We start from the raw sequence: 17,177 nt of genomic DNA, 5'->3' as shown, positions 1-17,177 counted from the left end.
GCTCACTGCCTGCGGTAGCGGTCGAGACGGCGCTGGCGGGTGTCCTCGACGCCGAGGATGCGCGGCAGCCAGTCGGCCACCCGCGCGGGCTCGATGCCGAGCCGGTGCAGGCCATCGATGCCGCCGACCGAGTCGGTCAGCAGCGAACGGAAGTTGTCGCGGCTGATCGGCTTGCCCGGCAGCCATTCGCCCACCTCCGCCTGCAGCCGGCCGAGCGCGTCGGGCAGCGGGATCACCAGCCGCTTCAGGCCCAGGGTGCGCGCGGTCATCCGCACGATCTCGGCCAGGGTGAACACATCCGGCCCGTACAGCTCATAGACCTGGCCGATGGTCTTGCGATCGCGCAGCGCGCGCCGGAACGCCTCGGCGACGTCGCCGACGAACACCGGCGCGAACTTCGCACCGCCACGGGCGATCGGCAGCACCGGCAGCAGCCTGAGCAGGCGGGCGAAACGGCAGAACAGCCCGTCGCCCTCGCCGAAGATCACGCTCGGCTGGAAGATCGTCCAGTCCAGACCGGAGGCCTTCACCCGCGCCTCGGCCTCGCCGCGCGCCTTCAGGTAATGGCTCTGGCCGCGACCGGCATTGAGCGCGCTCATCTGCAGCAAGCGGCGCACGCCGGCCTGGTGGCAGGCGGCGATCAGGGTGTCGGTGAGCTCGACGAAGACGCGCCGGAAGCCCTGGCCGGAATCGCCGCGCTCGTTGAGGATGCCGGCGAGGTTGATCGCGGCATCCGCGCCCCGCAGCGCGCGCGCCAGCGCGGCGGTGTCGTAGACGTTGCAGTCGCGCAGCGTCACTTCCGGCGGGAAGACTTCCTCGTGATGGCTGCCGCTGTTGCGGCTGAGCACGGTGACGGCGTGGCCATCGGCGACCAGGCGCCGGACCAGATGGCGGCCGACGAAGCCGGTGCCGCCGAGGACGACGATACGCTGCGAGGTCATGGGGCGATGGACTCCGTGGGCGACGGACAGACGTGGGCGCGGCGGCGGTCGGGCGGCGGGTCGCGTCCCAGCATGCGCTCGCTCACCGGCGGCGACTCCTGCCCCAGCCGCCAATCGTAGATGACGCTGAAGGCGAGCACGCGGGCGACGTAGTCGCGGGTTTCCTTGAAGGGGATGGTCTCGATCCAGAAGTCCGGGTCGAGGTCGGGCCGCTGCGCCAGCCAGCGCTGCACCGGCGCCGGGCCGGCGTTGTAGGCGGCCATGGCGAGGAAGTACTTGCCGTCGTGGCGGTCGATCATCTCGCGCAGGTAGGCGGTGCCGATGCGGATGTTGGTGACCGGTCGGTACAGGGTGTCCGGCCCGCCCCAGGCGATGCCGTGGCGGCGCGCCACCGCGGCGCCGGTGGCCGGCAGCACCTGCATCAGGCCGCGGGCGTCGGCGTGCGAACGGGCCTCGCGCATCCAGGCGCTCTCGGCGCGGATCTCGGCGGCGACCACGGCCGGGTCCAGCCCGTGCCGCTCGGCCTCGGCGCGCACCGTGCGCGGGTAGCTCAGCGGGAAGCGCAGGCGGTAGTAGCGCAGCTCGTCGGGATCCTCGCGGCCGAGGAAGAACACCGCGCGGTCATGCCAGAACTGGCGCCGCGCCAGCCGCACCGCCTCGATGCGGCGGGTGGCGTCGAAGCCGGCCACCGCCGCGCGCCATTCGCGCTCGGCCCAGCCGGGGCGATCGATCCGGCGCAGCTCGAAGGCGCGCACCAGGCCCGGGTGGCTGGCGACTTCGGCGGCGATCTCGGCCGGCGTCCGCGGCGTCTTCGGGCACAACGCGTAAGGCTGGTTCAAGCGATCGGCGGCGAGGAAGCCATGGAAGCTGGCATCGCGCGCAGCCTCGGCATACAGCGCATGCGCCAGATCCCGCTCGCCGCGGCGTTCGCGCAGGCGCGCCTCGAAGTAACGCCAGCGGGCGTCGCGGCGCTGCGCCTCGGGCATGCGTTCCAGTGCGGCGAGCGCGGCGGCATCGTCCTGGCGCGCCAGCGCCTCGCGCACCTGCCATTCGTGCAGGCGGGCGTCCCAGGCCGAGGCGGGCACGGCCGCCAGCCGACGCGCCGAAGCCTCGCCGTACGAGGCCACCGTCCACAGCGCGATCTGGTACAGCACCGGGCCGCGCTCGGCCTCGCCCAGTCCGAGCACCGGCGTGAGCGCGGCCAGTCGCGCCTCGACGCCGTCCGGATCGCGGCGCGCGGCGCGCACCAGCCCGTGCATGGCGATCCGGCGGCTGCGCGCATCGGCCGGCCAGCGCGCCGCACGCTCGTGCGGGCTCTCGACGAAGGCGGCATAGTCCTGCGCCAGCGCCGCCTCGGCCGCGGGCAGGCCGCGGGCGAGGAAGCGCATGATGCCCAGCTCGCCGGCCTCGGCGGCCAGCTCGATGCGCTGCCAGCGCAGCTCTGGCGTGAGCCGGCCGCGACGTTGCAGTTCGGCGAACGGCGCATCGCACAGGTCGGGCATCGAGCGGCCGTTGAGCCACAGCGCCTCCACGTCTTTCAGCCAGCCCTCGTCGACGGCGCCGGCGGCCAGGCGCGCCTGGGCGTGGGCGCAGCGGCGGGTCGGGTCGCTGTCGGGCCGGTACGTGGCGAGAAAGCGCGGCCAGTCCTGGCGGCGGATCAGCTCGCCCAGCCAGGCCTCGCGCAGCAGCTGCGCGGCCGGCTGGCCGTCGAAACGGCGCAGGAAGCCCTCGACGCGCCCCGGCGTGGCCGTGCCCAGATCGCGGCGCAGCCGGGCATACTCCAGCCACGGGAACAGCGGGTGGTCGGCCAGCCGTTTCGCGACGGCCTCGTACTGCGCCGGCGAGCCGCGCTCGGCGATCTGCAGCGCGTGGCGCAGTTCGTCGCGCCGCGCGGCCAGCGCGGCCTCGTCGGCGGCGCCCGCCGGTGCCAGCCACAGCAACGACAGCAAGGACAGCAACAAGGGAATCAGGGGATTGCGCATGCGCGGAAGTGTAGCCGATGGGTGCTGAGACGCCGGGGCGGGCGCGATGCTGAGCGCGCTGCTGCTGTACCTCGCGCTCGGCGCCGCGGCCGGGGTGCTGGCTGGCCTGCTCGGGGTCGGCGGCGGGCTGGTGCTGGTGGCCGCGCTGGCCTGGCTGCTGCCGACCCAGGGCATCCCGGCCGCGGCGGCGATGCACGCGGCGCTGGCCACCTCGCTGGCCAGCATCGTGATCACCGGGCTGTCCTCGACCCGCTCGCACCACCGGCGCGGCAGCGTGCGCTGGACGACCGTGCGCTGGCTGGTGCCCGGCCTGCTGCTGGGCGGCTGGCTGGGCAGCCGTGTGGCGGTCGCGCTGGACGGGCAGGTGCTGCGCTACATCGTCGCCGGCTACTGCCTGCTGGCGGCGGCGCAGATCGGCTTCGGCCGCGTCCGCGAGCGGCCGGACGGCCACGGCGACCCGCGCGGGCCGGGTCTGAGTGCGGCCGGCGTGGGCATCGGCGCGGTCTCGGCGGTGGTCGGCATCGGCGGCGGCAGCATGACCGTGCCGCTGCTGGTCTGGCTGGGCGTGCCGCCGGTGCGCGCGGTCGGCACCTCGGCCGCCTGCGGCGTGGTGATCGGCCTGGCCAGCGCCGCCGGCTATGCCGTCAACGCCCCGCCCGATGCGCTGCCGGGCCCCGCACTGGGCTATGTCTACCTGCCGGCCGCGCTGGGCGTGGCCGCGGCCTCGGTGCTGGCCGCCCCGTACGGGGTCCGGCTTGCCCACGCCATCAGCGGGCCGGCGCTGCGGCGGGTGTTCGCGGGTTTTCTGGTCCTGGTCGGCGGATCCCTGCTGGTTTAGCAAAGCTCGAATACGCCCAGCCGTTGCCAGGCCGTGAAGGTTTCGTTACAACAGGTGCGCCAGACGCGCCCGGCAGGGGCGTGCGTCGTCGGGTACCCAACCAACCTCTTAGGGGAGAACCTTCATGTCCGTCGTTCGTCGTACCCGCCTGAGCGCGGCCGTGCGCGGCGCACTGCTGTTCGCCGCACTGCCCGGCCTCGCGCTGGCCCAGCAGGAAGAGGCCCGCCAGCTCGACCGCATCGAGGTCACCGGCACCCGCATCAAGAAGGCCGAGATCGAAGGCCAGACCCCGGTGCAGGTGATCACGCGCGCACAAATCGAGCGCTCCGGCCTGACCTCGATCGGCGACGTGCTGCAGCAGATCACCGCTTCCGGCTCGGCGCTCAACACCAAGTTCAACTCCTCCGGCAACTTCGGCTTCCCGCCCGACGGCGGCGGCGTCGCGGCCGGCGCCACCACGGTGGACCTGCGCCACCTCGGTCCCAAGCGCGTGCTCGTGCTGGTCGACGGCGTGCGCTGGGTCAACGAGAGCTCCGGCTCCGGCGTCGGCGGCGTGGTCGACCTCAACACCATCCCGCTGGCCATCGTCGAGCGCATCGAGGTGCTCGAGGACGGCGCCTCGTCGATCTACGGCTCCGACGCCATCGCCGGCGTGGTCAACGTCATCACCCGCCGCAACTACGAGGGCGCCGGTCTGAGCGTGCAGTACGGCGAGTACGGCAAGGGCGATGGCGAGACCGGCAGCGTCGATGTCAGCTTCGGCGGCACCGGCGACCGCTACAGCTTCTTCCTCGGCGCCAGCTACACCGAGCAGAAGCGCGTCGCCTCCAAGGACCGCGAGCAGTCGAGCGTGCCGGTGCCCGGCACCGGCGTGGCGCTGGGCAGCTCGGCGATCCCGGCCGGCCGCTTCATCTTCCGCGATCCCAACACCGGCGCCGTGCTCGACCTGGTGCCGAACCCGGGCGTGACCAACCTGGTCTACAACCCGGCCGAGACCGGCTGCGTGCGCACCGACAGCTTCCACTGCTTCACCGCCGCCGACCGCTTCAACTACGCCGAGTACAACCTGCTGGTCACGCCGAACCGGCGCAAGAACCTGTTCGGCCAGGTCCGCTTCGACCTGACCGAGAGCACGACCTGGTACTTCAAGGCGCTGTACAACAACCGTTTCTCGATCAACCAGGCCGCGGCCGAGCCGTTCTTCCTCGGCACCGCCGTGCCGACCAACTTCTGGGCCGACAACGTCGTCATCTCGGCGAGCAACCCGTACAACCCGTTCGGCTTCGATCTGGTCGCCGGCCCGGGCGGCAACTTCATCCTCGGCGGCCGCCGCCCGCTGGAGGGCGGCCCGCGCGTGTTCGAGCAGGACGTCGACACCTTCTACGTCGCCACCGGCCTGGAAGGCAGCTTCAGCGCCGGCGACCGGCTGTTCTTCTGGGACGTCAACGCCGTGCGCAGCGCCAGCGAAGCCAACCAGACCAACTTCGGCAGCTACAACGCCCGCCGCTTCTCGGTGGCGCTGGGGCCGCTGGCCGCCTGCCAGGCCGAGCCGGGCTGCGTGCCGCTGAACATCTTCGGCGCCGGCACCATCACCCGGGCCATGCTCGACTACATCCAGCCGGTGGTGCGCGACTACAGCGACAACAAGCTGAGCCTGTTCTCGGCCAACCTGTCCGGCGACCTGTTCGACCTGCCGGCCGGTGCCATGTCGTTCGCGGCCGGCGTCGAGTACCGCGAGTACAAGGGCTCCTACCGCCCCGACACCCTCACCGTCACCGGCGAGTACAACGGCGTGCCCTCGCTGCCGACCAGCGGCAAGTACGACGTCAGCGAGTACTTCGTCGAGCTGAGCATCCCGCTGCTGGCCGACGCGGCGATCGCCGAGCGGATCGACCTGAGCCTGGCCGGCCGTTACTCCGACTACTCCACCTCCGGCGGCGAAACCACCGCCAAGGTCGGCCTGCGCTGGCAGGTCAACGACGAGTTCCTGCTGCGCGGCACCTGGGCGGAGGGCTTCCGCGCGCCGACCATCGGCGAGCTGTTCGGCGCCGCCAGCGGCTTCGACGCGGTGCTCAACGACCCCTGCTCGGCGCCGATCGCCGGCGGGCTGCAGGCCAACTGCGCCGCGCTCGGCGTGCCCCCCGGCTACGTGCAGCCGAACCCGCAGATCAGCGTGGTCACCGGCGGCAACCGCAACCTCGACCCGGAAACCGCCGACAGCGTGAGCGCCGGCTTCGTCTGGAGCCCGGCCTTCGGCGCCGGCGCCGCCTGGTCCGAGCGGCTGGACTTCGAGTTCACCTGGTACCGCCACAAGCTGGAAGGCGGCATCCAGGCGCTGGACGCGCAGACCCAGCTCAACCTGTGCGTGCAGACGCTCGACCCGGCCTTCTGCGGCGGCATCACCCGCAACCAGCTCGGCGCGATCTCCAACTTCAGCAACTTCCTGACCAACTTCGGCCGGATCGACAGCCGGGGCTGGGACTTCGACGTGTTCTGGCTGCTGCCGCAGGGCGACTGGGGCCAGTTCGGCTTCACCTGGCGCAACACCTGGGTGGACAAGTACGAGGCGGTCGGCGCCGACGGCTCGGTGCAGCCGCAGACGGTCGGCCGCGAGGTCAACAACAGCGGCATCCCGGAGTGGAGCTCCAACCTGACCGCCGAGTGGCGTCTGGGCAGCTGGTTCGCCAGCTGGACGGCCCGCCACAAGAGCGACCTGTGGGAGCTGTGCGGCAATGCGCGGACTTTCCCGGTCTGCCGCGATCCGGCCAACAATCGCAACCGTCTGGGCTCGACCACCTTCCACGACCTGCAGTTCGGCGTGAACACCGGCTGGTGGGGCAACGCCAAGTTCACCCTCGGCGTCAACAACGTGTTCCAGAAGGAGCCGCCGATCTGCCTGTCGTGCACGCTCAACGGCTACGACGCGTCGAACTACGACATTCCGGGCGGCCGCTTCTGGTACCTCCGCGCCGACTTCAAGCTGTAAGCGTCGCGCGCTGCGCAACACCGACCGGCCGGGGCGACCCGGCCGGTTTTTTTTCCCGGCCCTTCCCGCGAGCGGACGCAGCGCGCGCGCCAGGCGGCAGCCGCAGCAGCGGCGGCGGGAAGCGTCGGCGGCGGGTGTCGCGGCCATGGCCGCTGCCACGCGCCGGGAAGGTGCCGCTTCAGGCCTCGGCGCCGAGGCAGCGCTTGGGCACCTTCAGGTCGAGCGCGACCGCGAGATGGTCCGAACGCGCCGCCGGGAAGGTGCGCGGTGCCTCGGCGATCAGCGGTTCACTGGCGAGGATGTGGTCGAGCGCACGCCGCGGTGCCCAGCTCGGGAAGGTCGGAAACACCTCGCTCGGTGGCGCCAGCCGGGTGCGGCGGAACAGCAGCTGCATCTCGGGGGCGTCGGGGGCGCAGTTGAAGTCGCCCATCAGCACCGCGTGCGGTGCGTCGCTGAGCAGCTCGGCGATGAAGGCGATCTGCGCCTGGCGCGAACGGGCGCCCAGCGACAGATGCGCCACCGCCACGGTCAGCCCGTCCTCGCCATCGCCGTAGCGCGCCAGCAGCACGCCACGGCCGGGAATGCGGCCCGGCAAGGCATAGTCGAGCACTTCGTTGGGCGGCAATCGGCTGAGCAGCGCGTTGGCGCTGGAGGCGATCCCGCCGAGGGTACGGTTGGGCTGGTGGCTCCAGTAGGGGAAGTCCGCCCGCTCGGCGAGGTAGTGGGTCTGGTTCATGAAACCCGAGCGCAGGCTGCCCGGGTCGCTCTCCTGCAGGCCGACGATGTCGTAGGGCTGGACCAGCTGGGCGATGGCGTCGAGGTTGTCACGCTTGCCCGCCGGCAGCACGTGCGACCAGGCGCGGATGGCGTAGTCCCGGTAGCGCGACGTGCTCGATCCGGCCTGGATGTTGCAGCTCAGCAGGGTCAGGCGATGCTCGGGCATGAGGAAATGTGCGGCCGATGCCGGGGAAATGAGGGCCGGAGCCGTCCGTCGCAAGCCGGCAAGCGAGACGGGGCCGCAACGCGGCCCCGTCGGCATTCAGGCGCGCCAGCCGCGCAGGCGTTCAACCACCACCGGCGGCGTGCTCCCGGGCGATCAGAAAGTCGACCGTGTCGAGGATGCCCTCGAAGCCGCCACGGGCGCCGCCCAGGACGCGGTACTTGCCGGCCACCACCACGCTCGGCGTGCCCTCCACACCCCAGCGCGGCACGACCTGCTTGGCGCGGGCGATCTTGGCGCTGACCGCGAAGCTGTTCATCGTCGACAGGAAGGTGGCCTTGTCCACGCCCTGTTCGGCCACGAAGGCGGCGATGTCCTCGGCGCTGCGGAACTGGCGCTGCTGCACATGCACGGCGTCGAACAGCGCCTGGTGGGTGCGGTCGAGCACACCCATGGCCTCGGCCGCGTAGTAGGCGCGGGCATAGGCCTCGGCGACGCCGCCGAAGGCCATCGGCACCGCGACCACCTGGACATGCTCGGGCTGTCGCGCCTTCCACGCCTTCAGCACCGGCTCGAAGCGCGCGCAGTGGATGCAGGTGTAGGCGAAGACCTCGGCGACCTCGACCCTGCCGCTGGCCGGGGCGATGGTCTGGGCCGGCTCGATCACGGCATACTCGCGGCCGGCCTGCGGCGTTTCGGCGGTCTGCGCGGCAACGGCCGCGACGGGCAGCAGGGCGGCGGCGAGCAGGGCGGGAAGCAGGCGGTGCAGCATCGGGGGAGCCCTCCGGAAAATGACACCGCCCCAGACTAGGGGCGGCTCGCTGAACGTGGTTTGGCTGGACCGCCGCTGCGTGCGGAAGTTCCGGCGAAGGGCGCGGATCAGTTGGCCGCGCCGCCACCGGCCGCGTGCAGGCCTTCGATGTAGGTGGCCAGCGCCTCGATCTCTTCATCGGTGAGACGGGACGCGATGCCCGCCATCACCGCATCGGCGTTCTCGCCACGACCGAACACCGTCCCGGCGCGGAAACGGCGCAACATGTCGGCGGTGTACTGCGCGTGCTGGCCACCCAGTCGGGGATAGGCCGGGCCCGGGTTGCCGGCACCGGTCGGGCTGTGGCAGGCCGCGCAGGCCGGGATGCCGCGCTCGGCGTTGCCGCCGCGGTAGATGGCTTCGCCGACCTGGTAGAACTTCCTGCCCTGGTTCGGGCCATCGGTGATCACCGTCTCGTCGGCCACGCCCGGCAACATCGTCTGACTGGCGTAGAAAGCGCCGATGTCGCGCATGTCCTGCGGGCTGAGCAGGGCGGCGAAGCCGAGCATGATCGCGTTCTCGCGCTCGCCGCTCTTGAACAAGGCCAGGTGCCGGGCGATGTAGCGCTCGTGCTGGCCGGCCAGCTTCGGGTACTGCGGATCCTGCGCGTTGCCGTCCAGGCCGTGGCAGGCGGCGCACACGGCGGCCTTGGTCTGGCCGGCGGCGGCGTCGCCGGCCTCGGCCGGGCCATGGGCGTCGGTCAACTCGGACACCGGCGCCGGCGCGGCCTCGACGGCCGGGGCGACGATGGCGGGCTCGGACTGGGCGAGCGCCGTGGCGGCGACGAGCAGACCGGCCAGGCCCAGGGTGCGCGGGAAGGTCATGTGCGGGCTCCGAAAACGCTTGGAATATGTCGATCGACCGTCGGTCGGACCGGAGAGTGTCGGGGCCGCGGCCCGCGACGGCGGAAACCGCGGAATTATCCCAGCGCCCTGCCGGCATGGTCAACGAAGCCGCGGCCCGTCGCTGGCCTCGACGACCCGCTGCGGGCATCCTTGGCGTCCCTCCGGCGCGACCGCGGCCTGTCACCATGTCCAACCCGCTCAACGGCGCCCGCTACCTGCTGGCCGCCCACCTGCCCCGGCAATTGCCGCCCGACGACGGCCGCGAGGTGGCCTTCGCCGGCCGTTCCAACGCCGGCAAGTCGAGCGCGCTCAACGCCCTGACCGGACACAACCGGCTGGCGCGCACCTCCAAGACCCCCGGACGCACCCAGCAGTTGGTCTACTTCCAGGTCGCCGACGGCCGCCACCTGGTCGACCTGCCCGGCTACGGCTACGCCAAGGTGCCACAGGACCTGCGCTCGCACTGGCTGGACTTCATCAACGGCTATTTCCGCAACCGCCAGTCGCTGGCCGGGCTGGTGGTGGTGATGGACATCCGCCACCCGCTGCGCGAGTACGACCGGCAGATGCTGGCCTACGCCACCGATCGCGGCCTGCCCGCGCACTGCCTGCTGACCAAGGCCGACAAGCTCGGTCGCGGCCAGCAGTCGCAGGCCCTGCTGACGGTGCGCAGGCAACTGGCCGCGCAGTACGGCGACAGCGTCGGCGTGCAGCTGTTCTCGTCCGAATCGAAACAGGGCGTGGACGAGGCGCGCGCGGTCGTCGCCGGCTGGCTGGCGCTGTAGCCGTCGGCCAGTCCCGCGCGGCGGCAGACCGCGGCCACGCGCGCGGACGGGACAAACCGTGTCGACGGCGCGGCGAATCGCGCGCATCGGGCCACGGCATCCGGGCGTAAACTCGTCCGGCTTGCGATGCCGGGGCTGCGCCCCCACGTCGCTGCCTCCCGTCCCTGCGCAAGGATTCGCCCTTGTCCGGCCCCAGCCACGAGAAAGACACACCGATCGAAGACCGCCGGCAACTGGTCGAATATCTGGAATCCGGCTGCAAGCCGCGCGAGGCCTGGCGGATCGGCACCGAGCACGAGAAGTTCGGCTTCCGCCTCGACGACCTGCGGCCGCTGCCGTGGGAGGGCGAGCGCGGCATCGAGGCGGTGCTGCGCGGCTTGACGCGTTTCGCCTGGGAGCCGGTGGAGGAGAACGGCAAGCTGATCGCACTCATCCGTCCCGACGGCGCCTCGGTGACGCTGGAGCCGGCCGGCCAGCTCGAACTGTCCGGCGCGATGCTCGAAACCATCCACCAGACCTGCCGCGAGGTGACCCAGCACCTCAAGGAAGTCAAGGCGGTCGGCGACGAGCTCGGGGTCGGCTTCCTCGGCATGGGCTTCCAGCCCAAGTGGTCGCGCGAGGACATGCCGTGGATGCCCAAGGGCCGCTACAAGATCATGCGCGAGTACATGCCCAAGGTCGGCAAGCTCGGCCTGGACATGATGACCCGCACCTGCACCGTGCAGGTGAACCTGGATTTTTCCAGCGAAGCGGACATGGTGAAGAAGTTCCGCGTCTCGCTGGCGCTGCAGCCGGTCGCCACCGCGCTGTTCGCCGACTCGCCGTTCAGCGAAGGCCGGCCCAACGGCTACCTCTCCTACCGCTCGCACATCTGGACCGACACCGACCCCGACCGCACCGGCATGCTCGACTTCGTGTTCGAGGACGGCTTCGGCTTCGAGCGCTACGCCGACTACATTCTCGACGTGCCGATGTACTTCGCCTACCGCGACGGCACCTATGTCGACTGCGCCGGCCTGAGCTTCCGCGACTTCCTCGCCGGCAGGCTGGCCCCGCTGCCGGGCGAGCGGCCGACCCTGCGCGACTGGTCCGACCACCTCACCACCGCCTTCCCGGAAGTGCGGCTGAAAAAGTACCTGGAAATGCGCGGCGCCGATGGCGGCCCGTGGAACCGGCTGTGCGCGCTGCCGGCGTTCTGGACCGGCCTGCTCTACGACGACCAGGCGCTCGACGCTGCCTGGGATCTGGTCCGGGACTTCAGCCTGGAAGAGCGCCACGCCCTGCGCGACGGCGTGCCGAAATACGCGCTGAAGCTGCCGTTCCGCCGGCACACGGTGCGCGAGCTGGCGCTGGAAGCACTGAAGATTTCCGGCCAGGGCCTCAAGCGCCGCGCCCGCATCAACGCCAACGGCGCCGACGAGGCGGTGTTCCTCGAACCGCTGATCGAATTCGCGCTCGCCAACGAAACCCCGGCCGAGCGCAAACTGGCACTGTTCCACGGCCCGTGGAACGGCAGCGTCGATCCGGTGTTCCGCGAGTTTGCGTATTGATCGAGGGACGGTAGCCGGAAACCGGCAACCGGAAAAGCGCGCGAAACGGCGCTCCTGCTCTCCGGTTACCGATTACCGGCCACCGATTCCCGCCCATCAAAACCGCGCGCGCTCCAATGTGACGTCGGCCCACTGCCAGGCGCGTTCGAAGCGGGCCTGGGTGGCGTCGGCCTCGGTGGTCTTGCCCTGCGCGCGCTGGGCCTGCGCCAGGCCGAACAGCGACCAGCCGGCCTCCGGGAACACGCGCAGGTCGCGGGCGAACACGGCCTCGGCCTCGGCGGCACGGCCGGCGTCGAGCAATGCCACGCCCAGGTAGGGCCGCACCGGCAGCAGCCAGTCGGGCGGCTCGTTGTAGCCGAGCGCGTCCTCGGCGGCGACGGCGGCGGTCAGTTCGGCGATGGCGGTGTCGCGGTCGCCGGCGGCCGCGGCGATTTCGCCGCGCAGGAACGGCACCGCCACCGCCAGCACCTTGTCGGCGGCGTTGATGTCCCACAGCGGCACCTGCGCCATCGCCGGGTCGGCGGCGAGCGGTTCGAGCGCGGCCAGCTCGGCGCGGGCGCCGTCGATGTCGCCGGTGCGCGCCCGCGCCAGGCCGCGCGCGAAATGCCAGATCGCGGTCGGGTAGGGACGATCCACCGGCGGCGCCGACTGCGCCAACACCGCATCCCATCGACCGAAGCGCAACTGTGTCATCAGCGGCGCCACCGCGAACTGCTGCATGAAGCTCAGTTGGTCGATGGCGGCGACGTCGACGCGGCGCAGGCTCTGCTCGGCGGCGTTGAGTGCGACGCGGCTGGCGCCCTCCAGCCCGGCGGTCATGGTGGCGAAGTGCCAGTTGTGCGGCACGTAGCCGAGCGGATACACGCCGCTGCTGCCGCGACAGATCGACAGGAAGGCCGCATCGGCCTCGGTGGCGGCGAGGTTGGTCAGCGTGGCGTCGTGGTAACGGCCGACGCGGATGTAGGTGTGCGCCGGCATGTGCACCAGATGACCGGCGCCGGGCGAGAGCATCGCCAGCCTGTCGGCGTGCGGCTCGGCCTTGTGCGGCTCGTTGGAGGCCTCGGTGGCGTGGATGTAGTAGTGGATCGCGCCGATGTGGTCGGGGTCGCGCGCCAGCACGCCCTCCAGCGCGGCGAGGATCTCGCCGGTGTGCTCGTTGGGCTGGCCGTCCGGCCCCCAGTACGACCACGGCGAAAGATCCATCAGCGACTCGGCGAACAGCGCGGCGGCGTCGTTGTCGTCGGGAAACCGTGCCACCACCGCGCGCATCGCGTCGGCATAGGCCCGATCGAGCGCGCCGCGATCCTCCGGCGCCGGCCAGGCATAACGCGTGGCCAAGGCTTCGATCAGTGCGCGATCGGCCGGCGTCGCCTTGCCGGCCAGCGCCAGCGCCCGTTGCACATGTTCGTAGGCCGGCTGCATCGCCTCCGGCAGCATCGGCAGATTGATGTTGGGGCCGAGCACCAGCGCGCGGCCCCAGAAGCACATGGCGCAGTCGGGGTCCAGGCGCGCCGCCTCGGCGAAGGCGCGCTCGGCGGCCTGGTGGTTGAAGGCGTAGGCCAGCCGCAGCCCTTGGTCGAACCAGCGTTGCGCGTCCGGGTCGGCGGCGCCGATCGGACGGCTGAGGTGACCGAGGTTGTCGAACAGCACCGGGCGGTCGGCATCGGGCACGGCATCGGCGGCGGTCTGGCTGTCCGGCGCGCGTCCGCAGCCGGCGACGGCGAGCGCGACCGCACACGCGAGAACGGTGAGGGTTAGGCGTTTCATCGGGGGATCTTCCAGACGGCGGCCCGGGGAGGGCCAGGCAATGGGGACAACGCACGCGTGCCCGGGGGCGGCCAGCTCGTGTAGGCTGCCCCGCATGTCCGAAATCACCCTGCCCGGGCAGGCCGGTGACAGCCTGCGCGACATCGACTTCCCACCCACCGACAGGCTGCTGCGCGATGACGTGAAGCGCTTGGGTGCGCTGGTCGGCGAGATCCTCGCCGAGCAGGTCGGCGCGGACTTCCTCGCCGAGGTCGAGCGCATCCGCCGCGCCGCGATCGCACGCCGCGAAGCGGGGGCGGCGGTCGACGCACTGGCCGCCGAACTGGCCGCCGCGCCGCTGACGCACGCCGAGGCGCTGGTGCGCGCCTTCGCCACCTACTTCCAGGCGGTTAATCTCGCCGAGCGGGTGCACCGCATCCGCCGCCGCCGCGACTACCAGAAGGCCGACGCCGGCCCGCAGCCGGGCGGGCTGCATGCCGTGCTAGCCGGCCTGCACGCCGAAGGCGTGACCGCCGAGGAGGTGTTCGCGCTGCTGCCGCGGCTTTGCATCGAACCGGTGTTCACCGCCCATCCGACCGAGGCGGTGCGGCGCGCGCTGCTGGAGAAGGAACAGGCGATCGTGCGCGCGCTGGTCGAGGACATCGACCGCGGACTGACGCCGCAGGAACGCCGCGCCGGGATCGAGCGCATCCGCATGGCACTCACCGCCGCCTGGCAGACGGCGGAGACCGCGCCGGAAAAGCCCAGTGTGGCCGACGAGTTCGAGCACGTCGCGTTCTACCTCAGCGACGTGCTCTACCGTGTGCTGCCGGTGTTCCACGAAGTGTTCGCCGACGCGCTGCGCACGCAGTTCGGCGAGCCGGGCGCGCTGCCGCCACTGCTGCGCTTCGGCTCCTGGGTGGGCGGCGACATGGACGGCAACCCCAATGTCGGCGCCGACACCATCGCCGCCACCTTGGCCAGCCAGCGTGCGCTGGTATTGGCGGCTTACCGGCGCGACCTGGCCAAGCTCGGCACGCTGCTGACCCAGTCGCTTTCACGCGTCGAAGTCGCGCCGGCGCTGCTGGCGCGCATCGACGACTACCGCCGCCGGCTGCCGAAGGCCGCGGCCCGGCTCAAGCCGCGCCATGCCGACATGCCGTACCGCACGCTGCTCGCGCTGATGTCGGCGCGGCTGGCGGCCACTGCGAAGGGGCGTCCGGAGGGCTACGCCGACGCCGGCGAGTTCCTCGCCGACCTGTACCTGATCCGCGACAGCCTGCACGCGCACCGCGGCGAACGCGCCGGCGAATTCGCGGTGCGGCGGGTGATCTGCCGTGCCGAGACCTTCGGCTTCCACCTGGCCACGCTCGACCTGCGCCAGGACTCGGCCGTGCATGATGCCGCACTGGCCGCGCTGCTGGCCGACCCGGACTACCCCACGCGCAGTGTGAGCGAGCGCCTGGCCCGCCTGCGGCCGCTGCTCGACGGCCGGCCCGACGTCGCCGCGCCTGCCGCGGACGACGCGGCATCGACGCTGGCGGTGTTCCGCACCGTGGCCGACGCGCTGCCGCGCTACGGCGCGCGCGCCTTCGGCCCCTACATCGTCAGCATGAGCCGCAGCGCGGCCGATGCGCTGGCGGTGCTGGCGCTGGCGCGCGTCGCCGGCTGCGTCGACGGCGACGGCCGGGTGCCGCTCGACGTCGCGCCGCTGTTCGAGACGGTGGACGACCTCGACGCCGCCGAGTCCGTGCTGCGTTCGCTGTTCGCCGACCCGCACTACCGCGCCCACCTCGCCGCCCGCGGCGACCGCCAGGTGGTGATGCTGGGCTACTCCGACAGCGCCAAGGACGGCGGCATCGTCGCCTCGCGCTGGTCGCTGCAGCGCACGCAACTGGCGCTGACCGCGCTGGCCAAGGAAGCCGGCGTGCGCATCGCCTTCTTCCACGGTCGCGGCGGCTCGGTGTCGCGCGGCGGCGGCAAGACCGAGCGCGCGGTGATCGCCGCGCCGCGCGGCTCGGTGGACGGCAGCCTGCGCGTCACCGAGCAGGGTGAGGTGATCCACCGCAAGTACGGCATCCGCGCCATCGCCCTGCGCAACCTCGAACAGACCACCGGCGCGGTGCTGCGCGCCACCCTGCGCCCGCGCCCGCCGGAGCCGCGCGAGGCGCGCTGGCGCGAGATCGTATCCTCGCTCGCCGACACCGCGCGCGCCCGCTACCGCGGCCTGGTCTACGCCACGCCCGATTTCCCCGACTATTTCCGCGCCGCCACGCCGATCGACGTGATCGAGCGCCTGCGCATCGGCTCGCGCCCGAGCAAGCGCGCCGGCCACCACGCCCCTTCGACAGAGCTCAGGACAGGCCCTTCGACAGAGCTCAGGACAGGCCCTTCGACAGAGCTCAGGACAGGCCCTTCGACAGAGCTCAGGACAGGCATCGAACGCCTGCGCGCCATCCCGTGGGTGTTTGCCTGGTCGCAGAACCGCGCCGGCTTCACCGCCTGGTACGGCGTCGGCACGGCGCTGGCCGAGGGCATCGCATGCCACGGCCGCGACACGCTGGCCGAAATGGCGCGCGACTGGCCGTTCTTCGCCGCCCTGCTCGACGACGTCGAGATGGTGCTGGCCAAGTCCGACCTGGCCATCTTCGAGCGCTACTCGCGCCTGGCCGGCCCGCTGCACGCGCGCTTCTTCCCCGACCTCGCCGACGAATTCGTCCGCACCCGCGACGCCATCCTGGCGCTCAAGGGCAGCGACGAGCTGCTCGCCCACGACCGCCGGCTGCGGCTGTCGATCCGCCTGCGCAACCCCTACGTCGATCCGATCAGCCTGCTGCAGGTCGAACTGCTGCGCCGCTGGCGCGAGGGCGGGCGCGAGGACGATTGCCTGCTGCGTGCCCTGTTCGCCACCGTCAACGGCATCGCCGCCGGCATCCAGAACACCGGCTGAGTCTGGCCTGCGGTGGAAGCGACGGGAGTCACGACCCCCATGCCATGCAGGCAAGCCGGCCGCGATGGCCGCCGCAGTCATGCCAGCCGCAGGTCGGTGTAGAGGAAGCGGCCGTCGCGCAGGACCGTTTCGCCGCCGGCCAGCCGCAGCGGCTGCGCGAACATCGGCCCGGCGTACACACAGGTGTGGAACTCGCCGCGCTCGCCGCAGGGGTCGGTGCCGGGCGGCAGTTCGTCGAGCAATGCGGCGTCGAACTCGCGGCCGGCGAAGTCGCCGTCGAGCTGCGCCGTGTCCACGCAGCACAGCCGTGCGCGCAGGCCGCCGTCGAGCATCTCCCGTGCGAGCCGTGCGGTGTCGCGGCCGAACAGCGGGTACAGCGGCGTCCAGCCGTGGCGCGCGCATAGCGCGTCGCGGAAGGCCTTGATGTCTTCCAGAAACAGATCGCCGAAGGCGATGTGCGCCAATCCGGGCCAGCGCGCGCGCGCCAGCGCCAAGGCGCTGGCGAAGGCCGCCTCGTAGCTGGCGTTGTCGGGCGATTGCGGCTGCCAGGCCTCGATCACCGGCAGGCCCACGGCCTCGGCCTGCGCCTGCAGCACCTCGCGGCGGATGCCCTGCATGGCCACCCGTTCGTAGCCCTCGGTGAAGGTGGTGAGCAGCGCCGCCGGCGCGTAGTCGCCACCCTGCCGCAGCCTGTGCAGCATCCAGGCGGCGTCCTTGCCGCCACTCCACGAGACCAGAACCGGAATCGGCATCATGCGGCTGGGGCCGGTACCAGGCCAGGGCGGCAGCCGTGACTGCCGCCC

12 protein-coding genes are annotated in these 17,177 nt (G+C 71.9%); 5 read left to right on the top strand and 7 right to left on the bottom strand.

The features are described 5' to 3' along the window. Positions 1 to 2: 2 nt before the first annotated feature. Both HNQ58_RS02870 and HNQ58_RS02865 read right to left on the bottom strand, forming a co-directional pair. Positions 3 to 941: a complex I NDUFA9 subunit family protein gene (locus HNQ58_RS02870; protein ID WP_183947283.1), complete on the bottom strand. Its 939-nt coding sequence runs from the start codon at positions 939 to 941 to the stop codon at positions 3 to 5. After that, the gene (locus HNQ58_RS02865; RefSeq protein ID WP_221301122.1) at positions 938 to 2,923 is read right to left on the bottom strand and encodes a transglycosylase SLT domain-containing protein; all 1,986 of its coding nucleotides are present in this window, start codon (positions 2,921 to 2,923) and stop codon (positions 938 to 940) included. Before HNQ58_RS02865 ends, HNQ58_RS02870 begins: the two co-directional genes overlap by 4 nt. Before the next feature lie 46 nt (positions 2,924 to 2,969). Between HNQ58_RS02865 and HNQ58_RS02860 the strand changes: the two genes are divergently transcribed. Together HNQ58_RS02860 and HNQ58_RS02855 are read left to right on the top strand one after the other, a co-directional pair. Beyond that, positions 2,970 to 3,761, top strand: coding sequence for a sulfite exporter TauE/SafE family protein (locus tag HNQ58_RS02860; protein WP_183947282.1), 792 nt, complete (start codon positions 2,970 to 2,972; stop codon positions 3,759 to 3,761). Positions 3,762 to 3,885: 124 nt separating this feature from the next. Then, positions 3,886 to 6,747, top strand: coding sequence for a TonB-dependent receptor plug domain-containing protein (locus HNQ58_RS02855; RefSeq protein WP_183947281.1), 2,862 nt, complete (start codon positions 3,886 to 3,888; stop codon positions 6,745 to 6,747). Between the two features lie 178 nt (positions 6,748 to 6,925). Here HNQ58_RS02855 and HNQ58_RS02850 read toward each other — a convergent pair whose 3' ends face one another. The 3 genes from HNQ58_RS02850 to HNQ58_RS02840 form a co-directional block, all read right to left on the bottom strand. Then, positions 6,926 to 7,669, bottom strand: a complete 744-nt coding sequence (locus HNQ58_RS02850; protein WP_183947400.1) for an endonuclease/exonuclease/phosphatase family protein — start codon at positions 7,667 to 7,669, stop codon at positions 6,926 to 6,928. 142 nt (positions 7,670 to 7,811) lie between these two features. Further along, positions 7,812 to 8,459: a thiol:disulfide interchange protein DsbA/DsbL gene (locus tag HNQ58_RS02845; protein ID WP_183947280.1), complete on the bottom strand. Its 648-nt coding sequence runs from the start codon at positions 8,457 to 8,459 to the stop codon at positions 7,812 to 7,814. 107 nt (positions 8,460 to 8,566) lie between these two features. After that, positions 8,567 to 9,322, bottom strand: coding sequence for a c-type cytochrome (locus HNQ58_RS02840; protein ID WP_183947279.1), 756 nt, complete (start codon positions 9,320 to 9,322; stop codon positions 8,567 to 8,569). A 206-nt stretch (positions 9,323 to 9,528) separates the two neighbouring features. On the opposite strand from HNQ58_RS02840, the gene yihA reads away from it, so the two are divergent. Further along, the gene (gene yihA / locus HNQ58_RS02835; protein WP_183947278.1) at positions 9,529 to 10,128 is read left to right on the top strand and encodes a ribosome biogenesis GTP-binding protein YihA/YsxC; all 600 of its coding nucleotides are present in this window, start codon (positions 9,529 to 9,531) and stop codon (positions 10,126 to 10,128) included. A gap of 182 nt (positions 10,129 to 10,310) precedes the next feature. Then, positions 10,311 to 11,678, top strand: coding sequence for a glutamate--cysteine ligase (locus HNQ58_RS02830; RefSeq protein ID WP_183947277.1), 1,368 nt, complete (start codon positions 10,311 to 10,313; stop codon positions 11,676 to 11,678). A 96-nt stretch (positions 11,679 to 11,774) separates the two neighbouring features. Here the strand turns inward: HNQ58_RS02830 and HNQ58_RS02825 are convergent, their stop codons facing one another. Continuing rightward, a complete protein-coding gene (locus HNQ58_RS02825; protein ID WP_183947276.1) occupies positions 11,775 to 13,445 on the bottom strand; it encodes a hypothetical protein in 1,671 nt (556 codons plus the stop codon). A gap of 94 nt (positions 13,446 to 13,539) precedes the next feature. Here HNQ58_RS02825 and HNQ58_RS02820 point away from each other — a divergent pair, with 94 nt between their 5' ends. Next, on the top strand, positions 13,540 to 16,374 hold the full coding sequence (locus tag HNQ58_RS02820) for a phosphoenolpyruvate carboxylase (protein WP_183947275.1): 2,835 nt from the start codon (positions 13,540 to 13,542) through the stop codon (positions 16,372 to 16,374). Between the two features lie 77 nt (positions 16,375 to 16,451). Here HNQ58_RS02820 and HNQ58_RS02815 read toward each other — a convergent pair whose 3' ends face one another. After that, positions 16,452 to 17,126 carry a Dph6-related ATP pyrophosphatase gene (locus HNQ58_RS02815; protein WP_183947274.1) on the bottom strand — a complete coding sequence of 225 codons (675 nt, stop codon included), beginning with the start codon at positions 17,124 to 17,126 and terminating at the stop codon, positions 16,452 to 16,454. Between the last annotated feature and the right edge of the window lie 51 nt (positions 17,127 to 17,177).

The sequence above is a fragment of the Rehaibacterium terrae genome (genome assembly GCF_014202935.1).
Taxonomy (GTDB): Bacteria; Pseudomonadota; Gammaproteobacteria; order Xanthomonadales; family Xanthomonadaceae; genus Rehaibacterium; species Rehaibacterium terrae.
Note: the sequence above shows the minus strand (reverse complement) of the source record. Positions and strands in the feature narration are given on the sequence as shown.

Bases quoted from the DNA above. Each gene is read 5' to 3' on its own strand.
- HNQ58_RS02815 (WP_183947274.1), bottom strand. From the start codon at position 17,126: ATGCCGATTCCGGTTCTGGTCTCGTGGAGTGGCGGCAAGGACGCCGCC.
- HNQ58_RS02870 (WP_183947283.1), bottom strand. From the start codon at position 941: ATGACCTCGCAGCGTATCGTCGTCCTCGGCGGCACCGGCTTCGTCGGC.
- HNQ58_RS02855 (WP_183947281.1), top strand. From the start codon at position 3,886: ATGTCCGTCGTTCGTCGTACCCGCCTGAGCGCGGCCGTGCGCGGCGCA.
- HNQ58_RS02860 (WP_183947282.1), top strand. From the start codon at position 2,970: ATGCTGAGCGCGCTGCTGCTGTACCTCGCGCTCGGCGCCGCGGCCGGG.
- HNQ58_RS02865 (WP_221301122.1), bottom strand. From the start codon at position 2,923: ATGCGCAATCCCCTGATTCCCTTGTTGCTGTCCTTGCTGTCGTTGCTG.
- HNQ58_RS02840 (WP_183947279.1), bottom strand. From the start codon at position 9,322: ATGACCTTCCCGCGCACCCTGGGCCTGGCCGGTCTGCTCGTCGCCGCC.
- HNQ58_RS02820 (WP_183947275.1), top strand. From the start codon at position 13,540: ATGTCCGAAATCACCCTGCCCGGGCAGGCCGGTGACAGCCTGCGCGAC.
- yihA (WP_183947278.1), top strand. From the start codon at position 9,529: ATGTCCAACCCGCTCAACGGCGCCCGCTACCTGCTGGCCGCCCACCTG.
- HNQ58_RS02825 (WP_183947276.1), bottom strand. From the start codon at position 13,445: ATGAAACGCCTAACCCTCACCGTTCTCGCGTGTGCGGTCGCGCTCGCC.
- HNQ58_RS02845 (WP_183947280.1), bottom strand. From the start codon at position 8,459: ATGCTGCACCGCCTGCTTCCCGCCCTGCTCGCCGCCGCCCTGCTGCCC.